The sequence below is a fragment of the Massilia luteola genome (assembly GCF_034420155.1).
Classification (GTDB): domain Bacteria; phylum Pseudomonadota; class Gammaproteobacteria; order Burkholderiales; family Burkholderiaceae_D; genus Telluria; species Telluria luteola.
In genome coordinates, this window is record NZ_JAXOFN010000009.1 from 194,818 (window position 1) to 203,644 (window position 8,827).

General features: G+C 64.4%; 13 protein-coding genes. 2 read left to right on the forward strand and 11 right to left on the reverse strand.

Features of this window, described 5'->3' with window-relative positions:
* The first annotated feature begins 9 nt into the window (after positions 1-9).
* Both U9J41_RS12845 and U9J41_RS12850 read left to right on the forward strand, forming a co-directional pair.
* Complete coding sequence (locus tag U9J41_RS12845; RefSeq protein ID WP_322402575.1) at positions 10-3,078, forward strand: peptidase domain-containing ABC transporter; 3,069 nt, start codon at positions 10-12, stop codon at positions 3,076-3,078.
* Entirely contained in the window at positions 3,075-4,361 is a 1,287-nt protein-coding gene (locus tag U9J41_RS12850) for a sigma-54 interaction domain-containing protein (protein ID WP_322402576.1), read from the forward strand. Before U9J41_RS12845 ends, U9J41_RS12850 begins: the two co-directional genes overlap by 4 nt.
* 72 nt (positions 4,362-4,433) lie before the next feature.
* Here the strand turns inward: U9J41_RS12850 and U9J41_RS12855 are convergent, their stop codons facing one another.
* The 11 genes from U9J41_RS12855 to U9J41_RS12905 all read right to left on the reverse strand — a co-directional run bounded on the left by U9J41_RS12855 (position 4,434) and on the right by U9J41_RS12905 (position 8,747).
* Positions 4,434-5,192 carry a PP2C family protein-serine/threonine phosphatase gene (locus U9J41_RS12855; protein ID WP_322402577.1) on the reverse strand — a complete coding sequence of 253 codons (759 nt, stop codon included), beginning with the start codon at positions 5,190-5,192 and terminating at the stop codon, positions 4,434-4,436.
* Positions 5,193-5,207: 15 nt separating this feature from the next.
* On the reverse strand, positions 5,208-5,498 hold the full coding sequence (locus U9J41_RS12860; RefSeq protein ID WP_322402578.1) for a hypothetical protein: 291 nt from the start codon (positions 5,496-5,498) through the stop codon (positions 5,208-5,210).
* Between the two features lie 82 nt (positions 5,499-5,580).
* Positions 5,581-5,859, reverse strand: a complete 279-nt coding sequence (locus U9J41_RS12865; protein WP_322402579.1) for a hypothetical protein — start codon at positions 5,857-5,859, stop codon at positions 5,581-5,583.
* Positions 5,860-5,909: 50 nt separating this feature from the next.
* Positions 5,910-6,164, reverse strand: a complete 255-nt coding sequence (locus U9J41_RS12870; protein ID WP_322402580.1) for a hypothetical protein — start codon at positions 6,162-6,164, stop codon at positions 5,910-5,912.
* Between the two features lie 76 nt (positions 6,165-6,240).
* Positions 6,241-6,516, reverse strand: a complete 276-nt coding sequence (locus U9J41_RS12875) for a hypothetical protein (RefSeq protein ID WP_322402581.1) — start codon at positions 6,514-6,516, stop codon at positions 6,241-6,243.
* A 55-nt stretch (positions 6,517-6,571) separates the two neighbouring features.
* Positions 6,572-6,850 (reverse strand): hypothetical protein, encoded by a 279-nt coding sequence (locus tag U9J41_RS12880; RefSeq protein WP_322402582.1) that lies wholly within the window; start codon positions 6,848-6,850, stop codon positions 6,572-6,574.
* 414 nt (positions 6,851-7,264) lie between these two features.
* The gene (locus U9J41_RS12885; protein WP_322402583.1) at positions 7,265-7,459 is read right to left on the reverse strand and encodes a hypothetical protein; all 195 of its coding nucleotides are present in this window, start codon (positions 7,457-7,459) and stop codon (positions 7,265-7,267) included.
* Positions 7,460-7,552: 93 nt separating this feature from the next.
* Entirely contained in the window at positions 7,553-7,804 is a 252-nt protein-coding gene (locus U9J41_RS12890; protein WP_322402584.1) for a hypothetical protein, read from the reverse strand.
* A gap of 13 nt (positions 7,805-7,817) precedes the next feature.
* Entirely contained in the window at positions 7,818-8,093 is a 276-nt protein-coding gene (locus U9J41_RS12895; protein ID WP_322402585.1) for a hypothetical protein, read from the reverse strand.
* 44 nt (positions 8,094-8,137) lie between these two features.
* Complete coding sequence (locus tag U9J41_RS12900) at positions 8,138-8,413, reverse strand: hypothetical protein (protein ID WP_322402586.1); 276 nt, start codon at positions 8,411-8,413, stop codon at positions 8,138-8,140.
* Between the two features lie 55 nt (positions 8,414-8,468).
* Positions 8,469-8,747, reverse strand: a complete 279-nt coding sequence (locus tag U9J41_RS12905) for a hypothetical protein (protein ID WP_322402582.1) — start codon at positions 8,745-8,747, stop codon at positions 8,469-8,471.
* Between the last annotated feature and the right edge of the window lie 80 nt (positions 8,748-8,827).

Consider the following 8,827-nt stretch of genomic DNA (forward strand, 5'->3'; position numbering starts at 1 on the left):
GGCACCGATATGGAATCCTTGGCGCAACAACAGCAATCCCCCGCGGAGTTCCTCGCGACCGTCGAGATCCTGTCCGTCTTCACGGCGGAGGAACTGGAACGCCTGGCCGCGGCGATCGAAACCCGCGCGTACGCATTCGGCGACACCGTCTGCAGTGCCGGCGACGCGGCCGACGGCCTGTACATCATCCGCACCGGTTCCGTGCGCGTGTTCAGCGAGGAACACGGCAAGGAAACCAGCATGGGCGTGCGCAAGGCGGGCGAAGTGTTCGCCGAGATCGCCATGCTGCGCAGCTACCGGCACGAATTGTCCGCGCGCGCGGCGCTCAAGACGGAGCTGTGGTTCATCCCGCGCACGGCGGTCGAACCGGTCGTCGGCCGCAATCCCGCCGCGCTCGACTTCATCAACAACTACGTCGCGATCACCTCGGCCGGCGGGCTCGTCGCGAAGCTGTTCGACCTGCGCGGCAAGGTCAGCAAGCCGGAGCTGGACGAGTTCGTGCGCAGCGTCGGCGTCAAGCGCATCGCCAGCGGCAAGGAGATCCTCAGGCAGGGCGCGCGCGACGACCGCCGGCTGTACGTCGTGCGCCAGGGAGAAGTACGCGTCGTCGTCCACGACAGCACCGACGAGTACGTGGTAGCCACCTTGGGACCCGGAGAAATCTTCGGCGAGCGCGCCTGCCTGATGCGCCAGGAACAGCCCGCGACGGTCGTGGCCGCGACGGAGGCGACGGTACTCGTCATTCCGGAAAAATCCGCGCACTTCATCCTCGAGCGCAACGCCAAATTCCGCGACGTCGTCGAGGAACGCGTGCGCTGTCTCGAACGCGAACTGCACCGCCAGAAAAAACTGGCGGAGCGGCGCAAGCGGCCCGTCGTGCTCGACCTGGCCTCGCAACCGGCGGCCGGCGAAAAAGTCATCAAGCGTTTCGCCTGGGTCGAGCAGGCCGAGGAAATGGATTGCGGGGCCGCCTGCTTGGCGATGCTGTGCCGCCATTACGGCATCAACATGACGCTCGGTAAGCTGCGTGAACTCGCCAACGTTACCGCGCAGGGCGCCACCCTGGACAGCCTCGCTCGCGCGGGCGAGGCGCTCGGGTTCGGCACGCGCGGCGTGCAATGCACGTTTGACGCGCTGCAGGGCTTCGAACTGCCGTTCATCGTGCACTGGGAGGGTTACCACTACGTCATCGTGTACGGCGTGTCGCCGACACAGGTGTGGGTGGCGGACCCGGCCGTCGGCTTCAAGAAGATGAGCGTGGAAGAGTTCGAACGGGGCTGGAGCGGCACCTGCCTCGTGTTCACGCCGGGCGAACAGCTGGTGCAGTCGACGGCGGCGCGCTCGCCATGGCTGCGCTTCGTCGGCTATTTGCAGCCCTACAGGAAGATCCTGCTGCACCTGTTCCTGGCCACATTCGTGATCCAGATGCTGGGCATCGTGCCGCCCTTGATCATCCAGAACATCCTCGACGGCGTGCTGGTCCACCAGAACCTGGGGCTGCTGCACCTGCTGATCCTGGGCCTCGTCATCTCGACCGCGTTCACGCAGATGATGTCGACCCTGCGCGCGTATCTGTCGAACTACATGGTGCGCAATCTCGATTTCTCGATGATGGCGCAGTTCTTCAAGCACACGATGTCCTTGCCGTATTCGTTCTTCGCCAAGCGCAAGACGGGTGACATCCTCGCGCGCTTCTCGGAAAACCAGACGATCCGCGCCTTCCTCACGGAATCCACCGTAACGACGCTGCTCAACCTGCTGATGGTGTTCATGTACTTCACGATCCTGTTCTTCTACAACGTCAAACTGACCTTGCTGCTGATCGGCTTCGTGATCCCGATCGTCGCGCTGACCGTGCTGACGACGCCGCGCATCAAGGAGTATGCGCGCGAAGTGTTCGCCGCCTCGACCGACGCCCAATCGTTCCTGATGGAAGCGCTGGGCGGCATCGAAACCATCAAGGGAATGGGCAGCGAGCGTCCCGTGCGCCTGAAATGGGAAAAGAAATATGTGAAGGCGCTCGAGACGCAGTACCGCTCGCAGTCGTTCAACATCCTCGTCGGCCTCGCGAGCCAGGTGCTGAACTCGGCCACGACGATCGTGATCCTGTGGGCCGGCGCGAGCCTCGTGCTGGCGCGCGAACTGACGATCGGCCAGCTGATGGCCTTCAACGCCCTGATGGGCAGCGTGCTGGGGCCGCTGATGGGCCTGGTCGGCCTGTGGAGCCGCATGGGCGACGCCACCGTCGCGATGGAGCGCCTCGGCGACGTGCTCGACATCGAACCGGAACAGAAACCCGCCGACGTCGCGGCGCGCGTCGTGCTGCCCGATCTGCAGGGCGACGTCAGGCTCGAGCACATGTTTTTCCGCTACGGCGGCGAGGACACGCCGTATGTTCTCGAAGATATCGACATCGACATCAAGCCGGGCCAGCTGGTGGCGATCGTCGGCCGCAGCGGCTCGGGCAAGACGACGCTGGCGAAATTGCTGGTCGGCTTTTATCCACCCAGCGAGGGCAAGATCTTCGTCGACGGTTACGACATGGGCGCCATCGACCGCGGCTATTACCGCGCGCAGGTCGGCTATGTCATGCAGAGCAATCTGCTGTTTTCCGGCACGATCGCGGAAAACATCGCCAGCGGCGACGACAGCCCCGACCGCCGCCGTGTGGAGGAAGTGGCGAAGATGGCGGATGCGCACGCCTTCATCAGCAAGCTGCCGCTCGGCTACGAGCAGGTGGTGGGAGAACGCGGCGTGGGCCTGTCCGGCGGCCAGGTGCAGCGCCTGTGCATCGCGCGCGCCCTGTACCACGACCCGCGCCTGCTCGTGTTCGACGAAGCAACGTCGGCGCTCGACACGCAGTCCGAGAGCAATATCATGTCGAATATGGAGGCGATCCTGGCGGGGCGCACGGCCGTCATCATCGCGCACCGCCTCAGCACGATCATGCGGGCCGACAAGATCGTCGTGCTATACGAAGGCAAGATCGCCGAACAGGGCCGCCACGAGGAATTGCTGGCGCGACGCGGCATGTACTACGAGCTGGTGCAGAAGCAGCTCGGCGCGGGGGTCGCATGAAACTGTTCAATCCCGGCGGCGAACGCGGCTCCGCGATGTCGTATGCGGCCCTGCTCGAAAAAATCGAGATCATGCGTTCGACTCTGCGCTGGGCGACGCGGCTCGAACGGCCCGACGTCGAGAAACTGCTGCGCCAGGCGAATACGCTGCGCGACGAGGTGATGCAGCTGTCCCACAAGGAGCGCTTCGTGCAGGCCGTGAGCGGCGACATCGAACGCCGCACGGGCGAGGAGCCCGTGGCCGAACCGGCGACCGGCGAGCGCCGGCGCGCGCTGCTGGCACGCAGCTTCGTGTTCGAAGGCACGTTCGGCGACAACCCGAAACTGCTCGACGCGCTGGAGATCGCCGAGAAGGCCGCCCCCACCGACCTTCCCGTGCTGGTCGACGGCGAGAGCGGCACCGGCAAGGAGCTGATGGCCAAGGTGATCCACGCGAACGGCACCCGCGCCGACAAGCCGTACATCTCCGTCAACTGCGGCGCGATTCCGGACAGCCTGCTCGAATCGGAACTGTTCGGCCACAAGAAGGGGGCATTCACGGGCGCGGCCAATGACCGCAAGGGCAAGTTCGAGAGCGCGCACAAGGGCACGATCTTCCTCGACGAGATCGGAGAATTGCCGTTGCCCGGCCAGGTCAAGTTGCTGCGCGTGCTGCAGTCGCACGAGATACAGCGGGTCGGCTCGGACGAGACCATCGCCGTCGACGCCCGCATCGTCGCCGCGACCAACAAGAACCTGCGCAAGCTGATCGAACAGGGCACGTTCCGTGAAGACCTGTTTTATCGGCTCAGCGTCATCCACGTCACGTTGCCGCCGCTACGCGAGCGCAAGGACGAGATCCCGCTGCTGCTCGCCTACTACGGCGACGAGGCGGCCGAAGCGTTGAAACGCCGGCCCGTCGCGTTGACGGCGCGCCTGCGCGATTTTTTGCTGCGCTACCCGTATCCCGGCAATATCCGCGAACTGCGCAACATCATGTACCGCATCGCCTGCCTGGCCGGCGCGACGGCCGACCTGTTGCATCTGCCGGAAGACATCCGGCCGGCGGCATCGAGCGCGAGCGCACAGCCGGAGGGCAGCGACGGCGCGGCCAATGTCTCGCTGGCCGAGGCCAAGCGCGCCGCCAGCGACGAGGCGGAGAAACACTGCCTGGAGCGGGGCTTGCAGGAAGTCGGCGGCACCGTCGCGGAGCTGGCGCGGCGCTGGGACATGAACCGGTCGCACCTGCAGATCCTGCTGAGGAAGCATGGCCTGCATTCAAAAGATTTTCGCAAGACCCATTAGTAGGTGGGCACCACGTGCCCACGCGTGACGTATGCGGTGTGTTGGCGTACGCGTGGGCGGAGGCCGCCCGCCCTACAACGCCGGGTTCAACAACGTCCTGTCGGAGGACATGTCGCTCGCACGCACCACGACGACCGTGACGTTGTCGCGGCCGCCGTTCGCCAGCGCCCGCCCGACGAGGGTCTGGGCTGCGTGGGCGCAATCGCCGCAGGCGAGCGCCTCGCGGATGTCCTGCTCGGGCACTGGATTGCTGAGGCCGTCGCTGCACAGGAGGAAGATGTCGCCGTCGCGCGCGGTCAGGGTCGTGACCTCGACGTCCAGCGTGTCGCTCGCGCCCACCGCGCGCGTGATCATGTTCGCGCCCACGGCCGCGGCGGCGGCGTCGAACCCGCGCGCCTGCAGCGCCGCGGCCTGGCTGTGGTCGCGCGTGAGCTGCTGCAGGCGGCCGCTCCGGTACAGGTAGATGCGACTGTCGCCCGCCCACAGGCAGGCCGCTTCCGTCCCGCAGGCGAGCAGGGCGACGACCGTGCTGCCCATCACCGGCACGTGCCGCGTGCGCGCCTCGGCGCGCAGCGTACCGTTGACCTGCACGATCGCGTCGCGCGCGGCATCGATGAAGCGGGCCAGGCTGGAGGGCGGCGGCAACCGGTCGAGCGCCTCGACGACGGTGCGGCTCGCCACGTCGCCGAACGCATGGCCCCCCATGCCGTCCGCCACGGCCCACAGGCCGCGCTGCGGCTGGGCGAGACAGGCATCCTCGTTGCGGCTGCGTACCCGGCCGACGTCCGTCAGCGCGGCGGAAGTCCAGTGGAAGGCGGCATCGCAGCTCATGGCCGGCTCGGGCAGTCAGGTCGGGCGCACAGCTTTGTTGAGGCTGCTTTCATCCACCGCCACGTTCAGGGTCGCGTTCGCGCCGGTGTTGTTGACCGACACCGTCTGGTACTGGTTGATCATCTGGTCGGCGAAATTATTGATCTGGTAGAAGTTGATCACCGGGATCTGGCTCGGTGAAGCATCGATGTAGGGCTGGATCCAGCCGAAGACCCACGGCGCCCCGCCGCCACCATGGATGACCGACAGCGCCTTGCGGTCCAGCGCCATGCTGGTGGGAAGATCTTTGACGGTAATGGTAGCCATATGCCTCTCCAGACGGGAAGAAGGGAGACCGGAGGCCGGTCTCCCCAGTGTAGTCCAAATTTGCCGCTTGTCGCGCTTTCGATCAGCGGCGCACGATCTTGTTGGTGCCGTTCTGCGTGACGTCGTTGTCGACGTGGACGCCACCCACGAACGCCGAGTCGTTGGCAGTGGCGGTCAGCACGTTCTGCACCTGGCCCAAGTTCTGCGTGGCGTTGATCGACGAGTCGTAGGTGCCGGCGTGCGTGATGTCGCCGAACGAATACGTCGGCGAATTCATTTTCCAGCCGCCGCGCACGGCCGACATGGTCGGACGGTCGAGATGTTCGCTGCGGGCGAGGTCGGTGATGGTCAAGGTTTTCATGGCGGTTCTCCTGAATGCGAATGTGATGGTGATGGTCGTGTGGCACGTGGTCAGAACACGGCGCGGTTCTCGCCCCACATCGGGGCCGCCAGGCGCAGGTCCGGACCGGTGAAGCCGGAACCGATGACGCCGTTATTGTTGAGGACATTGATGCCGATTTGCTGGAACTGGCCGAGCTGCTGGTTGACGTTCACGGTGACGTTGACGTCCTTGCCGAAAGCGGCGGTACCGCCCCGTACGGCCGCCATGGCCTGGTTGTCGAGAGCGGCGCTGCGCGCCAGGTCGCGGATCTGGATGGATGACATGATGTTCTCCTGAATGCGTGGATGGTGTGGCAGGGAGTGCTGCGCGGGAGCGGTTCCGGTCCCGCGCAGCGGCAACTCAGCCGACGATCTTGTTCTGGCCGTTCTGGTGCGTCGTGTCGTGCACGCCGACGCCGTCCAGGAAGGCCGAACCGTTGGCCGTGGCCGTCAGCGCGGTCTGCTGCTGGCCCAGGTTCTGCATGGCGTTGATCGACGCGTCGTAGCTCGGTGCGTAGGTCACGTCACCGACCTTGAGCGACGGCGAATACATGCTCCAGCCGCCACGCACGGCCGTCATGGCGGTGCGGTCCAGTTGTTCGGCGCGGTCCAGGTCTTTGATGGTCAGGGTGTTCATGGCGATTCTCCTCAGCGATTGAATGAATTGGATTGGATGGAATGCACTCGGGCGATCAGCGGCGCACGATGGTGTTGGCGCCGTTCTGCGACACGTCGTTGTGGACGTGCACGCCGTCGACGAAGGCGGAGCCGTTGGCCGTGGCCGTCATCACGTTCTGGACCTGGCCCAGGTTCTGGGCGGCATTGATCGACGAGTCGGACGTCGGGGCATAGGTGATGTCGCCGAACATGTACGAGGGCGATGCGAACTTGAAACCGCCGCGCACGGTGGTCATGGTGGCGCGGTCGAGGTTGTCGGTACGGGCCAGGTCGGTGATGATCAGGGTTTTCATGGTCAAAGCTCCTTGAGGTGTCGGTTGGTTGGTGAGGCATTCATCTGCGCTCGATGGACTATCAGCGAAATGCGTGCCAGGTGCCTGGACCAGACCGGAATCAAGCGATAAGCCTTTGAAATATAAACGGTTTATTTAATTTATCTCGACAGTGGGACGGCATCGGGATGCATGGCTGGAAAACCCGGATGACGGGGCGGAACCAACACGTTTCGGGGCGTGTTGGGCGCGATCCAACAGGGTTTGGCCAGACTGCGCCGCGGACAAGGAAAGGCTGTGTTCGCGATATTCAGGTAATCGAGCGCCCGCCTTAGCCGGACCGGGCGTAGCGCACAGCAAATGCGCGGGCGAACACAGCCCAAAAAAAGCCGCCCGGCTTGCACCGGACGGCGTTGACCATGCAGCAGCAGACGCTCAGCGCGACGCCGGTTTCCCGCCGCCGGCCCTGGCGGCCGCGATACGCGCCGGATCGAACAGCCGGATCCTTTGCAGGGCGGGCCGCGCGAAGCCCCCGCTAGCGCGCAAACGCGATCCGCCGGCGATCGCCAGCATTGCCTGGCGATCCAATTCCGTGTTCTCCGATAAATCCTTGATGACGATGGTAGCCATGATGCCTCCTCGGAATGGCAAGTTAACGGGCAGAACTCCCATTGCCGGGTCGGACCCGGCAATGGGAGGATGTACACCACAAAAGTGGGCGGTTTAGAAGGTCAATTTATTTTCGCCTTTCAGCGCGGCGTCCAGGTCGATGTGCGGACCGGTGAACCCGGCGCCGATGACGCCGTTGTTGTTCAGAACATTGACGCCGATCTGCTGGAACTGCGCCAGTTGCTGGTTGACGTTCACGGTGACGTTGACGTCCTTGCCGAAGCCGGCGCCGCCCTGGATGGCCGACATCGCCTGGATGTCCAGTTCGCTGCGATGCGCCAGGTCGTGGATTGCGATGGATGACATGGGTCTCTCCCGCTCAGCCGATGATCTTGTTCTGGCCGTTCTGGTGCGCCGTGTTGTGCACGCCGACGCCGTCCAGGAAGGCCGAATCGTTGGCCGTCGCGGTCAGCACGTTCTGCTGCTGGCCCAGGTTCTGCACGGCATTGATCGACGCGTCGTAGCTCGGCGTGTACTTCACGTCACCGACTTTGTACGACGGCGAATACATGCTCCAGCCGCCGCGCACGGCCGTCATGGCGGTGCGGTCCAGTTGTTCGGCGCGGTCCAGGTCTTTGATGGTCAGGGTGTTCATGGCAATGCTCCTCGAAAGTATAGTCAATGATGGCGATGGTGGGTTCAGCCGACGATCTTGTTCTGGCCGTTCTGGTGCGTCGTGTTGTGCACGCCGACGCCGTCCAGGAAGGCCGAGCCGTTGGCCGTCGTGGTCAGCACGTTTTGTTGCTGGCCCAGGTTCTGCATGGCGTTGATCGACGAGTCGTAGCTCGGCGCGTAGGTCACGTCACCGACCTTGAGCGACGGCGAATACATGCTCCAGCCGCCACGCACGGCCGTCATGGCGGTGCGGTCCAGTTGTTCGGCGCGGTCCAGGTCTTTGATGGTCAGGGTGTTCATGGCGATTCTCCTCAGCGATTGAATGAATTGGATTGGATGGAATGCACTCGGGCGATCAGCGGCGCACGATGGTGTTGGCGCCGTTCTGCGACACGTCGTTGTGGACGTGCACGCCGTCGACGAAGGCGGAGCCGTTGGCCGTGGCCGTCATCACGTTCTGGACCTGGCCCAGGTTCTGGGCGGCATTGATCGACGAGTCGGACGTCGGGGCATAGGTGATGTCGCCGAACATGTACGAGGGCGATGCGAACTTGAAACCGCCGCGCACGGTGGTCATGGTGGCGCGGTCGAGGTTGTCGGTACGGGCCAGGTCGGTGATGATCAGGGTTTTCATGGTCAAAGCTCCTTGAGGTGTCGGTTGGTTGGTGAGGCATTCATCTGCGCTCGATGGACTATCAGCGAAATGCGTGCCAG

Bases quoted from the DNA above. Each gene is read 5' to 3' on its own strand.
- U9J41_RS12845 (WP_322402575.1), top strand. From the start codon at position 10: ATGGAATCCTTGGCGCAACAACAGCAATCCCCCGCGGAGTTCCTCGCG.
- U9J41_RS12850 (WP_322402576.1), top strand. From the start codon at position 3,075: ATGAAACTGTTCAATCCCGGCGGCGAACGCGGCTCCGCGATGTCGTAT.
- U9J41_RS12855 (WP_322402577.1), bottom strand. From the start codon at position 5,192: ATGAGCTGCGATGCCGCCTTCCACTGGACTTCCGCCGCGCTGACGGAC.
- U9J41_RS12860 (WP_322402578.1), bottom strand. From the start codon at position 5,498: ATGGCTACCATTACCGTCAAAGATCTTCCCACCAGCATGGCGCTGGAC.
- U9J41_RS12865 (WP_322402579.1), bottom strand. From the start codon at position 5,859: ATGAAAACCTTGACCATCACCGACCTCGCCCGCAGCGAACATCTCGAC.
- U9J41_RS12870 (WP_322402580.1), bottom strand. From the start codon at position 6,164: ATGTCATCCATCCAGATCCGCGACCTGGCGCGCAGCGCCGCTCTCGAC.
- U9J41_RS12875 (WP_322402581.1), bottom strand. From the start codon at position 6,516: ATGAACACCCTGACCATCAAAGACCTGGACCGCGCCGAACAACTGGAC.
- U9J41_RS12880 (WP_322402582.1), bottom strand. From the start codon at position 6,850: ATGAAAACCCTGATCATCACCGACCTGGCCCGTACCGACAACCTCGAC.
- U9J41_RS12885 (WP_322402583.1), bottom strand. From the start codon at position 7,459: ATGGCTACCATCGTCATCAAGGATTTATCGGAGAACACGGAATTGGAT.
- U9J41_RS12890 (WP_322402584.1), bottom strand. From the start codon at position 7,804: ATGTCATCCATCGCAATCCACGACCTGGCGCATCGCAGCGAACTGGAC.
- U9J41_RS12895 (WP_322402585.1), bottom strand. From the start codon at position 8,093: ATGAACACCCTGACCATCAAAGACCTGGACCGCGCCGAACAACTGGAC.
- U9J41_RS12900 (WP_322402586.1), bottom strand. From the start codon at position 8,413: ATGAACACCCTGACCATCAAAGACCTGGACCGCGCCGAACAACTGGAC.
- U9J41_RS12905 (WP_322402582.1), bottom strand. From the start codon at position 8,747: ATGAAAACCCTGATCATCACCGACCTGGCCCGTACCGACAACCTCGAC.